The sequence below is a fragment of the Rhodococcus globerulus genome (assembly GCF_019334125.1).
In the GTDB taxonomy this organism is placed as follows: Bacteria; Actinomycetota; Actinomycetes; order Mycobacteriales; family Mycobacteriaceae; genus Rhodococcus_F; species Rhodococcus_F globerula.
In genome coordinates, this window is the sequence record NZ_CP079698.1 from 3,831,570 (window position 1) to 3,852,127 (window position 20,558).

General features: G+C 61.1%; 21 protein-coding genes. 7 read left to right on the forward strand and 14 right to left on the reverse strand.

Features of this window, described 5'->3' with window-relative positions:
- Nucleotides 1-6: 6 nt before the first annotated feature.
- The 9 genes from KYT97_RS17445 to KYT97_RS17485 are packed head-to-tail and all read right to left on the reverse strand — an operon-like array spanning nucleotide 7 to nucleotide 8,786.
- Nucleotides 7-990 (reverse strand): NADPH:quinone oxidoreductase family protein, encoded by a 984-nt coding sequence (locus KYT97_RS17445; RefSeq protein WP_219110330.1) that lies wholly within the window; start codon nucleotides 988-990, stop codon nucleotides 7-9.
- 33 nt (nucleotides 991-1,023) lie between these two features.
- Nucleotides 1,024-2,121: an acyl-CoA dehydrogenase family protein gene (locus tag KYT97_RS17450; protein ID WP_219110331.1), complete on the reverse strand. Its 1,098-nt coding sequence runs from the start codon at nucleotides 2,119-2,121 to the stop codon at nucleotides 1,024-1,026.
- Nucleotides 2,118-3,311, reverse strand: a complete 1,194-nt coding sequence (locus tag KYT97_RS17455; protein WP_219110332.1) for an acyl-CoA dehydrogenase family protein — start codon at nucleotides 3,309-3,311, stop codon at nucleotides 2,118-2,120. The genes KYT97_RS17450 and KYT97_RS17455 overlap by 4 nt, the downstream gene beginning before the upstream one ends.
- 34 nt (nucleotides 3,312-3,345) lie before the next feature.
- Nucleotides 3,346-4,104 carry a 3-oxoacyl-ACP reductase FabG gene (fabG, locus tag KYT97_RS17460; protein ID WP_095887345.1) on the reverse strand — a complete coding sequence of 253 codons (759 nt, stop codon included), beginning with the start codon at nucleotides 4,102-4,104 and terminating at the stop codon, nucleotides 3,346-3,348.
- A 45-nt stretch (nucleotides 4,105-4,149) separates the two neighbouring features.
- The gene (locus KYT97_RS17465; RefSeq protein ID WP_219110333.1) at nucleotides 4,150-5,184 is read right to left on the reverse strand and encodes a phosphotransferase family protein; all 1,035 of its coding nucleotides are present in this window, start codon (nucleotides 5,182-5,184) and stop codon (nucleotides 4,150-4,152) included.
- A complete protein-coding gene (locus KYT97_RS17470; RefSeq protein ID WP_116102559.1) occupies nucleotides 5,177-5,959 on the reverse strand; it encodes an SDR family oxidoreductase in 783 nt (260 codons plus the stop codon). Before KYT97_RS17470 ends, KYT97_RS17465 begins: the two co-directional genes overlap by 8 nt.
- 1 nt (nucleotide 5,960) lies before the next feature.
- Entirely contained in the window at nucleotides 5,961-7,181 is a 1,221-nt protein-coding gene (locus KYT97_RS17475; protein ID WP_092804511.1) for an acyl-CoA dehydrogenase family protein, read from the reverse strand.
- A complete protein-coding gene (locus KYT97_RS17480) occupies nucleotides 7,168-7,968 on the reverse strand; it encodes an enoyl-CoA hydratase-related protein (RefSeq protein ID WP_141486819.1) in 801 nt (266 codons plus the stop codon). Before KYT97_RS17480 ends, KYT97_RS17475 begins: the two co-directional genes overlap by 14 nt.
- The gene (locus KYT97_RS17485) at nucleotides 7,965-8,786 is read right to left on the reverse strand and encodes an SDR family oxidoreductase (protein WP_172937077.1); all 822 of its coding nucleotides are present in this window, start codon (nucleotides 8,784-8,786) and stop codon (nucleotides 7,965-7,967) included. Before KYT97_RS17485 ends, KYT97_RS17480 begins: the two co-directional genes overlap by 4 nt.
- A gap of 144 nt (nucleotides 8,787-8,930) precedes the next feature.
- Between KYT97_RS17485 and KYT97_RS17490 the strand changes: the two genes are divergently transcribed.
- Entirely contained in the window at nucleotides 8,931-9,407 is a 477-nt protein-coding gene (locus KYT97_RS17490; protein ID WP_045065467.1) for a MaoC family dehydratase, read from the forward strand.
- 49 nt (nucleotides 9,408-9,456) lie between these two features.
- Here the strand turns inward: KYT97_RS17490 and KYT97_RS17495 are convergent, their stop codons facing one another.
- Entirely contained in the window at nucleotides 9,457-10,137 is a 681-nt protein-coding gene (locus tag KYT97_RS17495) for a TetR/AcrR family transcriptional regulator (protein WP_033233630.1), read from the reverse strand.
- A gap of 134 nt (nucleotides 10,138-10,271) precedes the next feature.
- On the opposite strand from KYT97_RS17495, the gene KYT97_RS17500 reads away from it, so the two are divergent.
- Nucleotides 10,272-11,774, forward strand: a complete 1,503-nt coding sequence (locus tag KYT97_RS17500; RefSeq protein WP_219110334.1) for an AMP-binding protein — start codon at nucleotides 10,272-10,274, stop codon at nucleotides 11,772-11,774.
- A 50-nt stretch (nucleotides 11,775-11,824) separates the two neighbouring features.
- Here KYT97_RS17500 and KYT97_RS17505 read toward each other — a convergent pair whose 3' ends face one another.
- From KYT97_RS17505 to KYT97_RS17515, 3 genes are all read right to left on the reverse strand, one after another.
- Nucleotides 11,825-13,216, reverse strand: coding sequence for an MFS transporter (locus KYT97_RS17505; protein ID WP_045065472.1), 1,392 nt, complete (start codon nucleotides 13,214-13,216; stop codon nucleotides 11,825-11,827).
- Nucleotides 13,217-13,446: 230 nt separating this feature from the next.
- Nucleotides 13,447-15,117, reverse strand: coding sequence for an AMP-binding protein (locus KYT97_RS17510; protein WP_219110335.1), 1,671 nt, complete (start codon nucleotides 15,115-15,117; stop codon nucleotides 13,447-13,449).
- Nucleotides 15,118-15,119: 2 nt separating this feature from the next.
- Complete coding sequence (locus KYT97_RS17515) at nucleotides 15,120-16,091, reverse strand: phosphotriesterase family protein (protein WP_095887351.1); 972 nt, start codon at nucleotides 16,089-16,091, stop codon at nucleotides 15,120-15,122.
- 144 nt (nucleotides 16,092-16,235) lie between these two features.
- On the opposite strand from KYT97_RS17515, the gene KYT97_RS17520 reads away from it, so the two are divergent.
- The 3 genes from KYT97_RS17520 (at nucleotide 16,236) to KYT97_RS17530 (ending at nucleotide 18,425) form a co-directional block, all read left to right on the forward strand.
- Nucleotides 16,236-16,796 (forward strand): TetR/AcrR family transcriptional regulator, encoded by a 561-nt coding sequence (locus KYT97_RS17520; RefSeq protein WP_116102550.1) that lies wholly within the window; start codon nucleotides 16,236-16,238, stop codon nucleotides 16,794-16,796.
- A gap of 86 nt (nucleotides 16,797-16,882) precedes the next feature.
- A complete protein-coding gene (locus KYT97_RS17525) occupies nucleotides 16,883-17,587 on the forward strand; it encodes a FadR/GntR family transcriptional regulator (protein WP_092804529.1) in 705 nt (234 codons plus the stop codon).
- 13 nt (nucleotides 17,588-17,600) lie between these two features.
- Nucleotides 17,601-18,425 carry an ABC transporter ATP-binding protein gene (locus KYT97_RS17530; protein ID WP_033233646.1) on the forward strand — a complete coding sequence of 275 codons (825 nt, stop codon included), beginning with the start codon at nucleotides 17,601-17,603 and terminating at the stop codon, nucleotides 18,423-18,425.
- A gap of 7 nt (nucleotides 18,426-18,432) precedes the next feature.
- On the opposite strand, the gene soxR is transcribed toward KYT97_RS17530, so the two are convergent.
- Nucleotides 18,433-18,873, reverse strand: coding sequence for a redox-sensitive transcriptional activator SoxR (soxR, locus tag KYT97_RS17535; protein ID WP_033233647.1), 441 nt, complete (start codon nucleotides 18,871-18,873; stop codon nucleotides 18,433-18,435).
- 64 nt (nucleotides 18,874-18,937) lie between these two features.
- On the opposite strand from soxR, the gene KYT97_RS17540 reads away from it, so the two are divergent.
- Together KYT97_RS17540 and KYT97_RS17545 are read left to right on the forward strand one after the other, a co-directional pair.
- On the forward strand, nucleotides 18,938-20,341 hold the full coding sequence (locus KYT97_RS17540; RefSeq protein WP_033233648.1) for an MFS transporter: 1,404 nt from the start codon (nucleotides 18,938-18,940) through the stop codon (nucleotides 20,339-20,341).
- Nucleotides 20,338-20,550, forward strand: coding sequence for a helix-hairpin-helix domain-containing protein (locus KYT97_RS17545; RefSeq protein ID WP_033233649.1), 213 nt, complete (start codon nucleotides 20,338-20,340; stop codon nucleotides 20,548-20,550). Before KYT97_RS17540 ends, KYT97_RS17545 begins: the two co-directional genes overlap by 4 nt.
- Nucleotides 20,551-20,558 lie beyond the last annotated feature (8 nt).

The window sequence follows — 20,558 nt, forward strand, 5'->3', positions numbered from 1 at the left end:
TGCGATTCAGGGTTGGAACACGACTCGGCCGACCGTGGTGCCGTCGCCGAGGCGACCGATACCGTCGGCAACGTCCGTCAACGACAACCGCTCACTGATCAGGGGTTTGACCAAGCCTGCGTCGGCGAGCCTGGTGAGCTCGACGTGGCAATCGTCGATGGCCTGCTGGTTGTACGCCTTGTAGAGGCCCCAGTGCAGACCGATGATCGAATAGTTCTTGATGAGAGCATGATTGAGAGCCGGTTGTGGAATCGTGCCACCGGCAAATCCGATGATGACGATCCGGCCTTCGAACGCGATGCACTTGGTCGACTTTGCGTACGCATCGCCGCCAACCGGGTCGAAGACCACGTCGGCGCCCTTGCCACCGGTGAACTCCTTCACCGCGGCAACAAAGTCCTCACTGTGACGGTCCACCACGAGGTCCGCCCCGAGCTTGCGCGCGTACTCGGCCTTCTCCGGTCCGCCGACAACACCGATCACCTTGGCACCGGCAGCTTTGCCGAGTTGCACTGCGGCACTGCCAACACCACCTGCGGCGGCATGAACCAGCAGGGTCTCACCTTCGAGCAGTTGTGTGCGACGGTGCAGCGCGAACCACGCCGTTTGATAGCCGATGCTCAGCGCGGAGGCTTCGGCGTCGTCCAGTGCCGATGGCGCCGGAAAGGTGTTGTTCTGGTCCAGCACCGAGAATTCGGCAAAGCCACCCGACGGCAAGCTCGGATTGCCGATCACGCGATCGCCTACCACAAACTTCGTGACCGAATCACCCACCGACACAACTTCACCACACAATTCCACACCGGGAGTGAAGGGCAGCGGCGGCTTGATCTGGTACTCACCACGGCACATGAGTACGTCGGGGAAGTTCGCCGGTGCTGCGAGCACCTTCACCAGCATTTCCGTGGCACCAGCTGTGGGCTCCGGCACCTCCTCCAACGAGAGGACATCGCGGGGTTCACCGAGTTGATTGACGCGCCAAGCCTTCACAGTGTTTTCTCCAGTTTCGGTAGTGAGGGTGGTTCAGGACGAGATGGGGAGGTCGACGAGCTCGGCAAGCCGCGCCCGGTGCTGATATGCAGTTCCCAGCGTCAATTGGTCACTCTTGGCTCGCTTGAGATACAGGTGCGCCGGATACTCCCACGTCATACCGATCCCACCGTGAAGCTGTACACATTCCTCCGCCGCGTGAACCGCGACTCCGCTGCAGTACGCCTGAGCGAGCGTCGCAGCAACTGCCGCGTCGGAGTCACCGCGTGCATAGGTATCAGCCGCATAACGCGCGGCCGCACCCGCAGAGCTGACTTCGAGCCACAGGTCCGCCAGACGATGCTTGATCGCCTGATACGAACCGATTGCGCGGCCGAACTGCTTGCGTTCCTTCACATAAGCCAGCGTGGTCTCGAGGCACCACTGCGCCACGGCGAACTGCTCCGAGGCCAGGAGTGCACTTCCGCAGAGCAATGCCTCCTCGACAGCCTCAGCGGCATTGCCACTGTCGACGCGGATCGATGGCGCCTCCGTGAACTCGACGTCCGCCAATCGGCGCGTCATGTCCAGGGACAGGATCGGTGTCACAGTAGCGTCAGCGATCCGCACGATGTGCAGCTCCACACCACTCTCACCGGCAACCGGAACAACAAGAACATCGGACTCGGCGACGCCGGCAACCGTGGTGACGCTGCCGACGAGTCCGCTTACCGTCGCTCTGACCGTGGGCGCGAAAGTACCTGGTGCAGTGGATAACGGGACGATCAGAGCAGCCGTCGAATCCCCGGCTGCCAATCGACCGAGCACCTCGGTTTCGCCGGCTTTCAACAGCGCCGTCGTCGCCAGCACCGCACTCGTGAAGAACGGAACGGGAGCGACCGCGCGGCCGATCTCCTCCATCACGACCGCGGCCTCACGCGTCGACGCACCTGCCCCGCCCAGTTCCTCGGGTACCAGCAGTCCCGCCAAACCGAGTTCCGACGCCAGCGACTTCCACAGCCCGGTGAAGTCGGCGGACACGTCGTCGTACGCCGTGACCACGGTGTCGGCACCTGAGCGCGCACTCAGCAAACGTCGAACACTGGCACGCAGGTCTTGTTCGGTCTCGGAGTACAGCAGATCGGCGCTCATCGGGGCAGGTCCTTCCAGGCGATGTCCTTGTCGACGCGATGCTCGGGCGGCAACCCGAGAACGCGCTCTGCGATGACGTTGCGCAGGATCTCGGACGTTCCGCCCTCGATCGAATTGCCCTTGGCTCGCAGATACCGGTAGCCGGGTTCACGCCCGGTGAAGTCGACAAAATCCGGACGACGCAGCGTCCAGTCGTCGTACCGCAGCCCGTCTTCGCCGTGCATTTCCAGCTCGAAACCTGAAATCTGCTGTGCCAAGCCTGCAAACGCCAGCTTCATTCCCGAACCTTCAGGCCCCGGTTGGCCGGCGGCAAGCTGCTGGCGCAGACGCTCACCCGTCAGACGCGCGACCTCCGATTCGGTCCAGAGCCGCATCAACTCGTCGTGCATCGCCGGGTTACGCAGATCAGGCACGTCGCGCCAAGCCTGCGCGACCTTGCCGATCATTCCGCCCTCACGAGGGGCACCCGAACCGATGGCAACACGCTCGTTGTTCAGGGTGGTGGTTGCAACCTTCCATCCCTGGCCTTCGCCGCCCAGCCGGTTGGCATCCGGAATCCTGACGTCCGTGAGGAATACCTCGTTGAACTCAGCCTCACCGGTGATCTGGCGGAGCGGCCTGACATCAACTCCGGGATCGGTCATGTCGCAGATGAAGTAGCTCAATCCTGCGTGTTTGGACCGCTCCGGATCAGTCCGGGCAACAAGAATCGCCAGCTGCGCGTTCTGCGCCCCCGACGTCCAGACCTTCTGCCCGTTCACTATCCAGTCGTCGCCGTCGCGGACAGCCCGGGTGGCGACGGCAGCCAGGTCCGATCCTGCGCCCGGCTCACTGAAGAGCTGGCAGTACACCGTTTCGGATGTCCACAACGGCCGCAGGAATTTTCGTTTCTGCTCTTCGGTGCCGAACGCTGCGATGGTGGGCGCAGCCATGCCGAGGCCGATACCGTTCTTGCCGGTGTCCGGCCCCGGGGCTCCCGCTGCCGCCAATTGCGCGTTGATCTGTCGCTGAAAGCTCTGTGGCAGATCAAGACCGCCGTGGCCTTCGGGAAAGTGAACCCACGCCAGTCCGGCGTCGAATCGTGCGCCGAGGAAATCCGATACCGATACAGCGTTCGGATCGTGTTCCGCGAGAAGCGTGTTCACCTTGGCGGTGAGGTCACGCGATACTGCCTCTTCGTCGAAAGCCATGCCCATTCCTTCGGTTCGAGCGGTGAGCGGACAGTCAGTCCTTGGGTCCACCGGCGACGTAGACGACCTGACCGGAAACGAAGCCTGCGCCTTCGCTGACGAAGAACGACGCGGTGTGCGCGATGTCCTCGGGCTGCCCGACGCGGTTGACCGGAATCTGCGAAGCGGCAGCGGTCTTGAAGTCCTCGAAGCCGACTCCCATGCGCTCGGCCGTTGCGGCGGTCATCTCGGTTTCGATGAATCCGGGGGCAATGGCGTTGGCGGTGACCCCGAACTTTCCGAGTTCGAAGGCCAACGTCTTGGTGAATCCCTGCATTCCGGCCTTCGCTGCGGAGTAGTTGACCTGTCCGCGGTTGCCGAGAGCCGACGTGCTCGAGAGGTTGACGATACGGCCGAACTTCGCTTCCACCATGTACTTCTGCACCGCGCGCGACATGAGGAACGCTCCGCGAAGGTGGACGTTCATCACCGAGTCCCACTCGGCAACGCTCATCTTGAACAGAAGGTTGTCGCGGGTGATGCCTGCATTGTTGATCAGTACGGTCGGCGAACCGAGTTCTGCTGCCACCCGCTCCACTGCTGCGGCGACCGACTCTTCGTCGGAAACGTCAGCGCCGACGGCCAGGGCTTGCCCGCCTGCGGCCTTGATCGCGTCGACGGTTCCGGCACACGCTGCTTCGTCGAGGTCGAGCACGGCAACGGCAAAGCCGTCTTCCGACAGTCGCCTGGCCACTGCCGCACCGATTCCGCGTGCTGCACCCGTGACAATTGCGGTTCTACGTTCCTGGCTCACTGGCCCTCCATGATTTCGTGATTCGACGGACACCGGACGATCTCGTCAGATCCCGGCCTGATCTGCAATTTCCCTGGCTTTGGCTACCAAGGCGTCAATACGTTCCACTGTGGGAGTTCCACTCTCGGCCGCATTCTGCGGTTCGTCGCGGGCACGACGCATCACGCCTTCGGCGATCACCGCAATCTTCCACAGGCCCAAGGTATGCCAGAACTTCAGCGCAGCAGGATCTCTCCCGGTAGCGTCGAGGTAGATCTGAGAGATCTCGTCTCGCGACGGGAATCCGGGGAGCGCTGACGCCGGGAAATCGCCGCCCGTGTTCTCCCCCGCCGCCGGCCAGTACGCCAACAAGCTTCCGACGTCTGCCAATGGATCCCCGAGTGTGCAGAGTTCCCAGTCGAGGGCCGCGACCACTTCGCCGTTGCTCACCGAGGTGATCACATTGCGTAGGTGAAAGTCGCCGTGCACCAACGTGGTTTCGGTGTGTGCCGGCTGCGCTGCAATCAGACGTTGGGTGAGATCGTCCAGATCAGGACATTCCCGTGTCTTCGACTGCTCCCACTGTCCACCCCAACGCTTCAGTTGTCGTGCAGCGTAAGGCTTGTGGCTTGCCAGATCATCGAGCCCGGCTTGTTTCAGGTCGACGGCGTGTATCTTCGCCAGCGTCTGAGCGAGCGAGATGCCGATTGCCCGGCGACGATCCTCCGACAACGCCTCGGCAAGTGGCATCCGGTCGACAACTTCGCCGTCCACGAACTCCATGAGCAGCATCGGAACTTCGGTGACAGCCGGGTCCTCGGTCAACCCGAACACGCGAGGCGACGGTACATCCGTGGATTCGAGAGCTCTCAGGATTCGAGCTTCGCGCGCCACGTCGTGAGCCGAGGCCAGCAGGTGACCGAGAGGTGGGCGTCGTAGCACCCAGCGGTTGCCGTCCTGATCGCGAACCAGGTACGTGAGATTCGACTGCCCCAGGCCGATTCGATCGAAGGACAGCGGCCCGGTGAAGTCGATCCCCAGGCCTGCGATCCACCCGGTGACCGCTTCGATATCGAGTCCCACTACTCCGACGCTAGCCACCGACGGACGCTCCTCGCCGGAACGGGAGCGCGTCACCCAACAACTGGCCACCGTCGATGGTCATGATCTCTCCGGTGATCCACTGGGCTGCATCCGAAACCAGGAAGGCGATGGCAGCAGCCACGTCCTCGGGTTCACCGATGCGCCCGAGAGCGGTCGACGCCGATACCGCTTCTTCATGTTCTTTCCACAGAGCTTCGGCGAGTTTGGTTCTCACCACTCCCGGAGCAACGGCGTTGACACGAATCTTCGGTGACAGTTCGAGCGCAAGCTGTTTGGTGATGTGGATCAGAGCAGCCTTCGACGCGTTGTACGTGCCGATTCCGGCCTCGAATGCCATGCCGCCGATCGAAGCGGTGTTGACCACGGATCCACCGTGCTCACTCATCCAGGCTCGGGCCGCCAGCCCGGTCCACAGGACTGGAGCCCACACGTTGACGTCGAAGGTCTTGGCAAAGCGCGAGTGATCCTGGTTGATGATCGGCCCGAACGACGGGTTGGTGCCCGCGTTGTTCACCAAGATGTCGAGACTGCCGAAACGCTCGATCGTCTGCTCGACGCACTTGCGGGCAGCATCCTCGTCCGTCGCGTGAGCGCCGACGCCGATCGCGTTGCCGGTCACCTGTGCGGCAGCGGCATCTGCGGATTCCTTTGAGCGCGAAGTCAGTACGACGTTTCCGCCCGCCGCCGCAATCGCCTGCGCGGTCGCGAGGCCGATGCCACGCGATGCGCCGGTGACGATTGCCGTCTTACCGGTGAGATCCAGTCCTGCCATGTCAGTTCGCCTTGACTTCGCGGTACTTGCGCAGTTCCTGCTTCGCGATGGCGCGCTTGTGCACCTCGTCCGGGCCGTCAGCCAGGCGAAGGGTGCGCATGTGGGCGTAAGCCATCGCGAGAGGGAAGTCGTCCGTGACGCCGCCGCCGCCGTGAACCTGGATGGCGCGGTCGATGATCTTGAGCGCGATGTTCGGCGCCGCAACCTTGATGGCTGCGATCTCGGTGCGCGCTTCCTTGTTGCCCACCGTGTCCATCATGTGAGCGGCCTTGAGCGTGAGGAGTCGAACCATCTCGATGTCGATACGAGCCTCGGCGATCCAGTCCTGGATATTCGCGTTGTCACTGACGGGCTTTCCGAAGGTGATGCGGGTGGATGCGCGCTTGCACATCAGTTCCAGTGCGCGCTCGGCCATTCCGATTGCACGCATGCAGTGGTGGATGCGGCCGGGGCCGAGGCGGGCCTGGCTGATCGCGAATCCTTCACCCTCGCCGGCGAGGATGTCCTTGGCCGGGACGCGTACGTCCTCGAAGGTGATCTCGCCGTGTCCCTCGCGGTCCTGGTAACCGAAGACGGGCAGGTTACGCACGATGGTGACGCCGGGAGCGTCGATCGGCACGACCATCATCGACTGCTGGCGGTGCGTCGCGGCATTGAAGTCCGTCTTGCCCATGACGATCAGAACCTTGCAGTTCTGGTGCAAAGCGTTGGAAGCGAACCACTTACGGCCGTTCAGTACGTACTCGTCGCCATCGCGATCCATGCGGAGCTGGATGTTGGTGGCGTCGGAGCTGGCAACCTCGGGTTCGGTCATGGCAAAGGCAGACCGGATTTCGCCTTCGAGAAGCGGCTTGAGGTACTTCTCCTTGTGCTCGTCGGTGCCGAAGAGCGTGAGCACCTCCATGTTTCCCGTGTCCGGAGCGGCGCAGTTGGTGGCTTCGGAAGCCAGGTGACTGCGGCCCATGATCTCCGCGAGCGGTGCGTATTCCAGGTTGGTCAGGCCGGGGCCCCATTCGGGGTGCGGGTGAAAGAGGTTCCACAGCCCACGCGCCTTGGCTTCCTTCTTCAAGTCGTCGATGATCGGCGGCTGGAAGTGCGGGTTACCGGACTCACGCATCTGCGCTTCGTAGACCGCTTCGGCCGGATAGACGTGCTTGTCCATGAAGTCGAGCAGTTCGGCCTGGTACTTCTTCGTGCGATCCGAGAACTCAAAGACTGACATGTGAACTCCTGACAGAGAGGGAAGGAAAATTAGGTGGCCGACGCTCCAGATGACTCGCGACACCTTCGACGACGTCCGGTCCGCGAAATGCGTTGACCATGAGCGTTTCCGCGCGCTGCGTGGATTCGTCGAACGTGCCGGTCTCGTCGGCGCTCAGCTGGGATTTCATGACGGACAACGAGGTCGGCGAGCAGTTGGCCGCAATTTCTGCGGCGTAGGCAACCGCTGCTTCTACGACATCACCGTCGACCAGGTGGTCGATCAGTCCGATGCGGTAGGCCTCGTCGGCTCCGACCATTCGACTCGACAGCAGTAAATCGGTGGCCCGACTCCGGCCGACAAGTCTAGGCAACATCCATGAGATGCCGTACTCGGCGATCAGCCCACGCTTGGCAAATGCGGTGGTGAATCGTGTTGCAGACGAACCGAATCGAACGTCGCAGTACAGCGCTTCCACGAAACCAAGTCCGGCCGCTACTCCGTTGATGGCGCCGATCAACGGCTTACGTAGCGACGTGGGAAACTCGCGAGACCGAGGCCTCACCAGATCCTCGTCGGAAACGTCGCCGACGTTCTTCAGGTTGCTCAGATCTGCACCCGAGCAGAATCCGCGACCCGCACCCGTGATCACGATTGCCCGGACGTCGGGATCGTCGTCCGCGGCGGCCAGTAGATCGAAGTACACGTCCTCGAGTTCGTTTGTCCAGGCGTTCAAGACGTCCGGACGATTGAAGGTCAGCAGTAGGACGGGCCCACGCTGCTGCGAAAGTACAAGTTCCGGAATCATCGCGTTCCGGCGAGCAACGACGCCTGGTAACGGCGCATTCCGCTGAGCCAGCGATCGTAGTCAGCGCCCTTCTGCCGGTACATGTCCAGTACCTTCGGGTGCGGGAGGATGAGGAAGTGCTCGGCGTCCATTGCAGCCAAGACGATTTCGGCACACTGGTCGGGTTCGATCACCTCGCCGGCAGCGAGGACAGCTCCCGTCGCAGCGACTCCGAGGGGATCACCGGTCTCTTTCCCTTCATAGAGGAGCTTGGTGTTGACACCCATCGGACACAGACAGCTGACTCGGACGCCCTTGTCTCCGTATGTCATCGACAGCCACTCGGCAAAACCCACTGCCGCATGCTTGGTAACCGAGTACACCGCCGAACCGACCTGCGTGAGCAGGCCGGCGGCCGAAGCGGTGCTGACGAAGTACCCTTCGCCGCGCTCGACCCATCCGGGAACCAACAAACGAGCAGCGCGAATGTGGGCCCGCACATTGATGTCGAAGGCTACGTCCCAGCCGTCCTCGTCGACGTCGAGACCGAGGCCTCCGGTGATACCGGCATTCGCGAAGTAGAGATCAACGGGACCGAAAGCCTCCTCGGCCTGCGCGATCAACCCCTCGATCACACCGGCGTCTGACACGTCGCCACCGGCGGAGACCGCCGATCCTGGGTGCCCTGCGTTGACCGCGTCGGCCACAGCGGCAGCTGCATCGGCATCGAGATCGGCCACAACTACGCGGGCACCCTCCGCCGCCAACTTCCTGGCGAGCGCTCCCCCGATACCGCCTCCACCTCCGGTGACAATTGCAACCTTCTGGGCGACCTTCATTGGCGATTCCTCTCGCTTGCATTCACCGAAAGCTTTTACCGTGATCCACGTCTCTTGTCATGTATAGTTGAATCCGGCGTCAACTTCAACCGTCGCCGCTGGAATCTATTTTCCAACCTCCTGAACTGCGAGTAAAGGACCACGATGACTGAAGAGCAATTGCCCGTCCGCCCGTCCACGTTTGCCGAGCTCGAGAAGTTGATCGGCCAGGAACTGGGACCCACCGACTGGTACGAGATCACGCAGGATCGCATCGACGCTTTTGCCGCGGTCACCAACGATCACCAGTGGATTCACGTCGACCCAGAGCGTGCGGCGGCGAGCGCATTCGGCACCACCATCGCGCACGGACTTTTCAGCCTCTCACTGGGCCCACAGTTCTCCTCCCAACTCCTGGCCTTCGACGGCTTTGCGCACAGCCTCAACTACGGATACGACAAAGTGCGCTTCCCCGCCCCGGTCCCGGTGGGCTCGCGACTGCGGATGCGCTCAACCGTGGTGTCCGCCGAGCAGTTGCCTGGCGGTATCCAGGTAAAGACGCGCCAGGTGCTCGAGCGCGAAGGTTCCGACAAGCCTGTGGCCGTCGCGGAAGCGGTAGCTCGCGTCGTCGAGAAGAGCTGAGACGATTTTCGAGGCGCGCCCTGAGCACTCTCGACCAGGGCGCGCTTCGTCAGCTCCGCCTCGGGAACTTCAGCGCATTGGCCCACAGATCCGTCACGGTGCCGACAATCTCGTCGAATTCGACCGGCCTGCCTTCCACTCGCCCGTCACCCAACGTGAATACACTGTGGGCAAATCGACTCACCATGCCGGACAATGCCATTGACGTAAGCAGAGGATTCAAGCCGGGATCAACGACACCACGTTCTTGCAGTTCGGCGATACCTCGCGCGTTGCGCAGAATAAATGCATCTGCCCGCTCGTTGCGAATCCTGCGGAACTCCGGGTCGATACTGGCAACTTGCTCCATCAATCCCATCAACTTTGCATTCCGTTGATATGCCGCAAGATACGCCCGATTACTTGCCTCAAGAATGGCATATGGATCGTCAGTGCCCGCAACCCTACCGATGCCCGGATGCATCATTTCCTCACGAGCTACCTCGAGGACGGCCGCAAAAACTTCTTCCTTGTTGGCAAAATAGGTATAGAAGGAACCGGTAGCACACCCAGCTTCCTTCGCTATATCTATCAATCGCGCATCCAAATAGCCGGCCCGCTCGAAAACCACACGTGCAGAGGCGATCAGCGCAGCCCTGGTGCGAGCACCCCGTTCGGTGCTCGGCGGATCACGATGCCCCGCCGGCGGAGCAAGAGGCAGTTCGGATATCCGCGAGTCGTCATCCACCACGCTACTCACCTTTCCGAAGTTCACTGCTACTGAGGGATATTCACGACAAACTCAATGTTGACACCGAGTTCAAGTGTACGCTCGGCAAGGACATCAGGACACACAATCGGTCGATTCTCCTGAAAGGCATATCCATGGTCAGCGTTCTCGATCCGGTAACCCGTTACGCCGCAGCCACACCGGACAACATCGCGATTCGCGGTTCCGGCCGGGACTGGACATACCGACAACTCCACGACGCCTCCCTCTCGTTTGGCGGCCGAATCCGCGCTGCCGGATTGAGCGAAGGAGATCGGGTGTTGCTCGCCGCTCCGTCGGTTGCAGAATTCATCGTGGCGTACATGGGCATTCAGGCAGCCGGTTGTGTTGTCGTGCCGGTCAATACGATGTCGGCACAGCCCGAGATCGAGTACGTGCTCGACGACGCCGATATTTCACTCGCGATCGCCTGGCATCAACTCGGGCCGGCGACCCATGACGCCGGCGCTGCCCGCGGCGTGCCGGTCTGGACCCTGACCGAAGAAACGGCGAGAACCGACCAGGAACCGACAGCGATTGCCGACCGAGATGTACACGACACCACTGCGATTCTCTACACCTCCGGCACCACCGGACGCCCGAAGGGTGCTCAGCTGACCGTGGGAAACCTGTTGTCGGCCGGCGAAATCGGAGCCGAGAGTAGCCGCGGAAACTCTTCGGACCGAACGGGAACGGGTCTACCGCTGTTCCACATCTTCGGACAGGGCTCCGTGATGATGGCAACCTTCACCGGCGGCGGATCACTCTCCCTGCTTCCGCGTTTCGATCCGACCGCCATGCTCGATCTGGTCCGCAAGGACAAACTCACTATAATGGCCGGTGTTCCGACGATGTGGAATGCCATGCTCCACGCAGCAGCCGACGTGGACAGCTCCGACCTCGAGCAACTCAGAATCGCAATCTCCGGCGGAGCCTCCCTTCCAGGCGAGGTGGCCCGCGCCTTCGAAACTCGGTTCGCCTGCACGATCCTCGAAGGGTACGGCCTTACCGAGACAAGCGCGTTCGGAACGTTCAACAGCATCGACCGTCCGCCGAAAATCGGCTACACCGGCCGGGCCGTCCCGAGAACCGAAGTCGAGGTTCGCGATCACGACGGAAAGCATTGCCCCGCAGGCACAGTCGGAGAGGTCTTCATCAAGGGCCCCACTGTCATGAAGGGCTATTGGAAACGCCCGGACGATACCTCGGCGGTACTCTCCCCAGACGGGTGGTTCCGCACCGGCGACCTCGGTGAAACCGATCCGGACGGAGACCTTCGTATAGTCGATCGGGTCAAGGATCTGATCATCCGCGGCGGGTACAACGTGTACCCCGGCGAAGTGGAGGAGGTGCTGTATCAGCATCCCGACATCATCGAAGCTGCAGTGATAGGTATCCCGGACGACTACTACGGTGAGGAAGTCGCGGCAGTCGTAGCGGTGCGATCGGGTAGCGCCGTCGATGCTGCCGACGTGACTACATGGGCACGGGAGCGCCTGTCGGCGTACAAAATTCCTCGGGTTGTGCAGTTCATCGACGCACTGCCCAAGGGTTCCACCGGCAAGATCCTCAAACGCTCGATCGACCGCACCGGACTGGTCACTCTGAAACAGAGCTGAGCACGCGGGAAAGCCCCGGCAGAATTGTCTGCCGGGGCTTACCTGTCTCGCTACGACGCATACAGATGCGCACCGGGGATCGCCTCCGGATCGTCGCGGACTTCCTTCGGATTGGTCTCGGCAAGCGCCCACGCACTGAAGAAGGTCACCAATCCCATGAGTGCGACGAACACAGCAACCAGGGTCGTGGTTCCCGTCTTCGCGATCAGCGCCGTCATGATGAACGGTGTGCCACCGCTGACAGTGATCGCTGCCAGTTGATAGGCAAGAGACGCTGCGGAGTAGCGGACATTCGGGGCGAACAACTCGCCCATGTATGCCGCGATGGGCCCGTATGTCATCGACTGGAAAACGCTGCCGACGGTGACAGCAACAAAGAAGAGCGGTAGCGACTTGGTGTTGATCAGCCAGAAGTACGGAAAGGCCCAGACAACGATCGCGGCCGCACCGATCAAGATCATCGGACGACGCCCGATCCTGTCCGACATCTTTCCCGACCACAGCACCACTCCGACGGTCAGGAGCGCGCTGAGGAGAGAGATGATCAGAAGAGAATTCCTCTTTAGGCCGAGTTCCGTTGTGCCGTAGCTCAAAACACCGGCAATGCTGATGTAGAAGAGCGAGTTGGTAGCAGCCAGAAGACCACAGCCGAGAAGAATCTTGCGCCAATGAGTTTTGATCGCTTTTGTCAGCGGCGCCTGCACCACTGCATCCTTCTTGTTGCGAGCCGCTTCTTTCTGCAACTCCAGAAATTCCGGAGTGTCTTCAACCTTGGTCTGGATGTACAGGACGACTGGGAAGAGTAATGCGCTGGCGAAGAAGGGAATTCGCCATCCCCAGCTCAGGAATGCTTCGTTCGAGATCGTCGCGGTGGCGATCAGAAATACGACGTTGCCGAGAACCACGCCGAACGAAACACCCATCTGTCCAAAGGTTCCGGAGAATCCCCGCTTCTTCGGACTAGCCGACTCCGTGAGAAGCAAGACAATGCCGCCCCACTGCCCGCCGCAGGCAAGACCCTGAATGAATCGCAAGGTGACCAACAGAATTGGAGCAGCGACGCCGATTGCCGATGCACTCGGAATCGCGCCGATCAGGAACGTCGCCAATGCCATCAGGAGCAGGCAGGTAACCACGGCAGGCTTACGTCCGTACTTGTCCCCGAAATGGCCGGCAACGATCCCACCGATCGGCCGAGCTACGAATCCCGCCCAGAACGTACTGAACGAGAGCAATGTACCCATGAGGGCGGACGAGTTCGGAAAGAATACATGCGGAAAGACAAGCGCTGCAGCCGTTCCATAGAGAAAGAAGTCGTACCATTCGATCGAGCTGCCCAGAAGTCCGGCGCCGAGAAGCTTGCGATGTGCACGCTTCCTGGTGCGCTCTTGATCGGATACGCGCCCTGCGGGCCCTCCCGAATTCACTACCGATCTAGTCATGCCTACTCCTCGATGGGTCGTAGCGATTGCACCCGAACGAAGCGCCGCCCCGACAGTAGAAACTGACGCCAACTTCAAGTTCGGATGATGTGACCAGTGTGCGACACGGGCGGAGTGATGTCAATCACTGAATAGTATTGTTATGCACTAGATTTGATGTCAGATCAGCCAGACACGACAATTGCCGGCCCATCACGATTCGAGGAGCCGGCAGTTGTTCGAGTGCGGAATTAGCGCGTAACCCTCAATTCACGACGAAGAATCTTGCCGCTCACGGTCTTCGGAAGGTCACTCATGACCTCGATGATGCGCGGGTACTTGTACGCAGCCAGACGGACCTTGCAGAATTCCACCAGTTCATCCGGCGTCGCCTCCAGCCTCTCCTTGAGTGAAACGAAGGCTTTCACGGTCTCTCCGCGATAGGGGTCCATGACACCCACTACGGCAGCCTCACGAACGGAAGGATGTTCGTAGAGAACATCTTCCACTTCGCGCGGCCATACCTTGAATCCCGAGGCATTGATCTGATCTTTCATCCGATCGACCACGTAGAACCATCCGTCAGCGTCCATGAAACCTACATCGCCGGTGTGGAAACGGCCGTTGGGCATGGCGTGGGCGGTCTCTTCCGGCTTGTTCCAGTATCCGAGCGCTACCTGCGGGCCGCTGACAACTATCTCCCCGCACTCCCCGACCGGTACCGGATTGTCGTTTTCGTCCACCACCTCAGCATGCGTACTCGAGACAGGCACGCCGACCGCTACCGCACCCGACGCGGGGTCGACCGGCGCTTCTCGTGAATTCGGCACAACGATTGCAGGACTGTTGGTTTCGGTCAAACCGTAGCCGTTGTGGATGTAGTGACCGAACTTCGCCCGAAACGACTCGAGCGCTGCATGCGGAATGGGCGCGCCACCCGAGTAGACCGATTCGAGACTACTGAGCAACTCTTTCGATACCGCCGCATTATCCGTCCAGGCGATGAAAACGGTAATTGCACCGATGATCGCTGTGGCGCGATGCTCCGAAATAGACTCCGCCGCAACAACGGGGTGGAATCTACACGTGAGAATTGTAGCGGCCCCCGATAGCAGTGGCGCCGCGACGTGTCCGATCAAACCAGTGATGTGAAACAACGGGGCTACGGCAAACACCGCGCCACCCGGGCGCAAGCCCACCCAGTCCCGATAGATCTGCGCTGCGAACACCACATTGGCATGCGTGTTCATAGACCCCTTGGGCGGACCCGTCGTACCGGACGTGTACGGCAGATACGCAAGATCGCTCGGCTCGAGGTCAACGGGATCGGGTGCGGCGCCGCGGTTCTCCTCGATCAACTCCAGCAGGTCGTGGCAACCCTCGTTCCTCACTCGGCTGGCAGACCCGAAAATCCTTTGATCACTTCGTGATTGAAAATCGAGTTCCGACGTAGTGATAACACATCCAACATCCGTACCCACAGACGCCGCCACCACCGTCTGGGCCGAGGACTCGAGGCAGATCACCGCAACGGCACCGCTGTCGAGCAGGACCGTCGCCAACTCACGGTCGCGGTACATCGGATTGACCGGAACCACAACGGCTCCCAACTTCCAGACAGCCAGAGTCGCGACAAAGAACTGCGGCACATTCTGCAGGACAAATGCCACCCGATCGCCGAATCCGATACCCTCACCGGCGAGAGCCACTGCCAAAGCGTCTGACATCGTGTCGAGCTCGCCGAACGTGAGAGTCGCGTCGAAGTATCTGATTGCGGGAGCATCAGCGTCGCGGGCCACCGACGCACGGAACATCTCCAGGGCATTGGTGTATTCGATGTCAACGGTTGGCGCAGTACCACTGTCGTAGCGCGCAAGCCAAGGACGTGGCACCGACAGCTTGCCCGCATACACGTCGTCCATGATCAGCTCTCGAAATATCGACGCGGATTGTCGACCAGCATCGTCGTGATCTGGTCTTCGGTGACGCCTCGCTCTAGCAAGGTCGGGATGACGTGATCGCTGATGTGCGTGTAGTTCCAGTTCGGCACAGCGGCAGCCTTCGCCTCGCTGGAGAACCAGTCGATGAAGCACGATGCGTCGTGGGCGAGGACCATCTTCTCCGCGTAGCCGCGACGAGCCATCTCCACCACGGTGTTCACGCGCTCCTCGAACGGCAAGAGCACATCCAGACCGAAGCGGTCCATACCCAGTAGGGAGCCGGCATCTGCGAGCGCACACAGATAGTCGAGATCCGTCGAGTCACCCGAATGACCGATCACGACCTTGGTCAGATCTGCGCCCTCGTCGGCCAGGACTTTCTGTGCAACGAGCCCGGATTCGGTATGCGGGTCGGTGTGGACGGTTATGGGCACACCCGTTTCGACCTGCGCAGCTCCAACTGCGCGCATCACTCGCTCGACTCCGGGAGTCAGCCCCGGCTCTTCGATGGCGCACTTGAGGAATGCCGCGCGAATACCAGTGCCGGCGATGCCTTCTCGAATGTCTTTGACAAACAGATCGACCATCGGCTCTCGCACATCGAAGAGCAATCCCGGTCCTGTGTGATGGAATTGGAACGGAATGTCGTTGTAGGTGTAGATGCCCGTGGCGACGATGATGTTGAGATCGACCTGCTCGTTGATCCGCGCGATGCGCGGAATGTATCGGCCGAGCCCGATCACGGTGGGATCGACGATTGTGTTGATCCCGCGGGACTTCAGTTCGGTCAGCTTGGCAACTGCGTCCGCCACCCGCGCCTCTTCGTCCCAAGGCTCCGGGTAGTCCGGATAGTTCTGGCGCATCTCCTCTCCGAGAACGAAGACGTGCTCGTGCATCAACACCTTCCCCAGATCGGCGCTGTCCACCGACCCGCGAACGGTCTGTACTGAACTCATCGACAAAACCCCTGACTGTGATCGGCATCACTTAACTGAGACAATGAGCTAGTGTGTCTCACCTAGGAGGGTTCGTCAATAGATAGCCAGAGCCGTACACAGACCCGAAAATCGACGCACCGGGCCACCGGAGAGAATGCCTGTATGCCATCCGACCGCGACCGACGGCGCGCCATCGACACCGCCGCGAGCATGTATCTCGCCGAAGAGGCGCTCGACATGTCACTACTTGCCGAGCGCCTCGGAGTAGGCCGCGCGACGCTCTACCGATGGGTCGGAAACCGCGACGAACTACTGGGGACGGTGCTGGCGGAAGCCACCGAGCGCACGTACCGCAAAGCGATGTCACAAGCGTCGGGCGAGGGCCCGGAGTACGTCATCGACGTATTCGGCCGAGTGATGCGTTCAGTAGACTCTTCAACCGAACTTCGCGCGCTCACCAAGAGGGAACCGATGGTGTTCATCAAGCTCGCGCTGATGCCCGGTGCCATCGAGTCCATTTCCGCGTCCATTGCCGCCGAGATCCTGCAGTCGCAGGTCGATGCCGGCCAGTTGACCCTCAGCTTGTCGCCACAAGTGCTGGGCCAGGCACTTGTTCGTATCTGCGACATCCACCTTTACGCACCTCTACTAGGTCGAGAGAAGGCAGAGATCGAGACAGCTCTCGATTTGATCGCACTTCTGCTCGGGGTCCCGCGCGTGTGAGTGCCCATCGAACACACCCGCTAAGGGTTAGTCCTCAGACGTCTGATGACTTGTTACGCTAGGCGAATTCGATTCGAAAGGTAGCAATGACCGACGACCACGGTGGTTTCGTTCTGCGCAGCGGTCCCCTGGTGCCGCAGATCGAACAGATCTTCCGGTCGAAGATCCGCCAATCGGTATGGCTGCCGAAGCAGCGGATCCCGAGCGAAGCCGCACTCGCCGTAGAACTGGGAGTCGGGCGTTCGTCCATCCGCGAAGCGATCCGGCTTCTAACTCATGCCGGGTTGCTGGAGGTACGGCACGGGGTCGGAACGTTTGTTGTCGCGGCGGAGGATCTGGAACACGCTGACGAATTCACACGGCTACTACGACGCTCACAGATGCTCGAGGTTTTCGAGGTGCGCCGGGCGTTGGAGGTCGAGGCCGCCAGACTCGCGGCGGAGCGCGCACAACCGGAAGATCTCGAGCGCCTTCGACGCCGGCTTACGCTCCGCCACAGCCACTTCGAACGGGATGTCGAGAAGTTTGTCGACACCGACCTCGATTTCCATACAGAAGTCGTTCGACTCTCGGGAAACGCTGTCCTGCTGTCACTGTTCGAATCGGTGCGTCCGCTTCTCCGCAAGACTCTCATCGACATGGTGGACATCGAAGAGGGAGTTCCCGATACTTCACAGGCCCACGACAGACTGCTCGACGCGCTATGGGATTCGGATCCCGACGCCGCAGTAGCTGCAACACGCGAAAACATCGACACCGTCCTCCGTCAGCTACGCATTCTCGATTCATAGAGAGGCTTCATCCGTGGAACACTCCAGCGGCACAGTGCTGTCGACCGAACATGTCGACTTGGTCCGAGACGGCCGGTACTTGTTGCAGGACATCAACATTTCGATCGAGCCCGGCCAGCATTGGGTATTGCTGGGGGCTAACGGTGCGGGAAAGAGCACTCTGCTGAGCCTGTTCGGGGCAACTGCGCACCCCACCCGCGGCTCCGTATTCGTTCTGGGCCACAAGTTGGGCCGTGTCGACATGCGTGAGTTGCGGATGGACATCGGGCATGTCAATCCGCGTCATACGATCGGCATTCCGATCACGGTGCGGAACGTCGTGATCACCGGACTCACCAACACCACCGAGTTGATGCCTCGCTGGTCACCAACTCCGGAGCAGGAAGCACACGCCGACGCCTTGATCGACCTGCTTGGCATGAGCCCCCGATCGAATGCACTGTGGCCCAATTTGTCTCAGGGAGAGCGCGGACGCGCACTGATCGCCAGAGCGCTCATGGTCGAGCCACGATTGCTTCTTCTCGACGAGCCCGCCACCGGTCTCGACTTGGCAGCCCGCGAACAGCTGCTGAGCGCGCTGGATGACCTACGTAGTCAAAACCCGTCCCTGGCAAGCATTCTTGTCACCCATCACATCGAAGAAATCCCAAGCACGACAACACATGCACTACTGATCAAGGACGGCGTTGTCACGGCAACCGGACTTGCCGACGATGTGATCACGTCGGAGAACATCAGCGACTGCTTCTCACATCCCATCGAGATCGAACGACGCAATGGACGTTGGAATGCCAGGTCCCACCCTCGCCAACGGAACCAACTGAGCCAACTGATCTGACAGTTCGTCAGATCCGGCGGGCGCCCTGCCCGCCCAAACCGAGTTCGTCTCCCGGATTGAGCAGGTTGCAGGTTTGCAGTGACAAGCACCCGCACCCGATACACCCGGTCAACTCCTCCTGGAGGCGCGCGATCGCCTGTTTACGATCCTCTAGCCGCTGATTCCAGGCGGTCGAGATCTTTGCCCAGTCCTTCTTGTTGGGTGTGCGGCCCTCTGGCAGGGAGGCGAACACTTCCCCGACCTCCGACAACGGAATGCCGAAGCGGACGGCCAATTGGATCAACGTCACTCGCCGTATGGCATGCCGCGGAAACTTTCGCATATTGCCGGCGGTGCGAACGGCAGGAACCAGACCCAGGGTTTCGTAGTACCGCACGGCCGACACCGCAACGCCTGTGCGGGCCGACACCTCGCCGATAGAGAGGAGTTCGTCGCTCTTGCGGATCATCCTCGCCTCCCGTCTGGCACCCGAAGTTGACCTCAAGCGCACTTGAGACTCTACCTTCATCGACATGCATTCCCCTACTGATGTCTCCGCCGGCACGTGGCGTCAATTACTGAGCGGGCGGCATCTCGGGACCGCTACCGTCCTGGCGGGCGGAGTGGCGCTGTACGCCACGAACGTCTATCTCACGACCAGTTTGCTTCCGACGGCAATCGACGACATCGGCGGGCAACGGTATTACGCCTGGACTGCAACAGTTTTCCTTATTGCTTCAGTCATCTCCTCGATGCTGGTCACCCGAATCCTCGGCGCGAAAGGGCCTAGAGGCGCGTATCTGATTGCGCTTGCGATCTTCGCGATCGGCACGATCGTCTGTGCGCTCAGTCCTACGATGGAAATGCTTCTGGTCGGGCGTGCTGTTCAAGGAGCAGGCGGCGGACTGCTGGCGGGTCTCGGTTATGCCGTGATCAACGCCGCCCTACCCAAGCAGTTGTGGACGCGCGCATCGGCACTCGTGTCAGCAATGTGGGGTGTCGGCACGTTCGCCGGGCCGGCCATCGGTGGAGTGTTCGCTCAATTCGGCGCTTGGCGCTGGGCATTCGGTGCCTTGGTGGTCGCGACAATCGCGGTTGCCGCGCTCGTCCCCAGCGCGCTGCCGGCACATACTGCAGGCAGCACCACCAGCAGTCCGGTTCCGATTCTCTCGCTGGCCCTGCTGACCGCAGCAGCGCTGTTGGTCAGCGTCGCGGGAATTCTGTCCAACCTTGCGGTGACCGCCACACTGGTTCTTGCGGCAGTGATACTTCTGATTGCTTTTGTCGCAGCAGACCGTCGCGCGAGCCATGGAGTACTCCCGCCGTCGACCTTCACCGCGTCGTCCCTCAAATGGGTGTACCTGACCATCGTCGCCTTGGCCCTGAGCTCGACGGTCGAAACGTTCATTCCGCTGTTCGGTCAGCTCCTCGCCGGTATGACACCGTTGGCCGCCGGTTTCCTCGGCGCCGCCCTCGCCCTCGGCTGGACCCTCGGCGAAATTCCGAGTGCCTCGGCAACGTCACCTCGCGCTGTCCGCACAATCGTTGTCGGCGGACCTGTTCTGGTCGCATTCGGGCTTGCTCTGACGGCCGCGTTCCTCACCGATCAGGCCGGCGCCGGCGCAATCGCAGCGTGGATCGTCGGACTGGTCATTGCCGGGGCGGGTATCGGCATCGCCTGGCCACACCTGGCTGTCGGTGCGATGAACTCGGTTTCGGAACCAGGCGAAGGAGCAAAAGCCGCCGCGGCGATCAATACCGTGCAATTGATCGCCAACGCGTTCGGCGCCGCTCTCGCCGGAGTTCTGGTGAATCTCGGCGCACCCTCGACTTTGCGTTCCGCACAATTACTCCTGATCACATTTGCCGTCGTAGCCTGTATCGGTGTGGCGATCGCAGCGCGCGCCTTCCCGTCGTCTCGAGGAGATCAACCGTGACCGAATCTCAGTCTGCACAGCCCGGAGACGGTTTCCCGAAAACCAGCGCGCCCGCAACGCGGGCTCTTCTTGCTGCCGGTTACACCGAGTTGTCGCAGCTCGCATCGGTATCCGAATCGGAATTGGCAAAGCTTCACGGAATGGGCCCAAAAGCCCTTCGCATTCTGGGTGAGGCACTCGCCGAACGAGGGTTGTCGTTCGGCGATTGAAGAAGTCT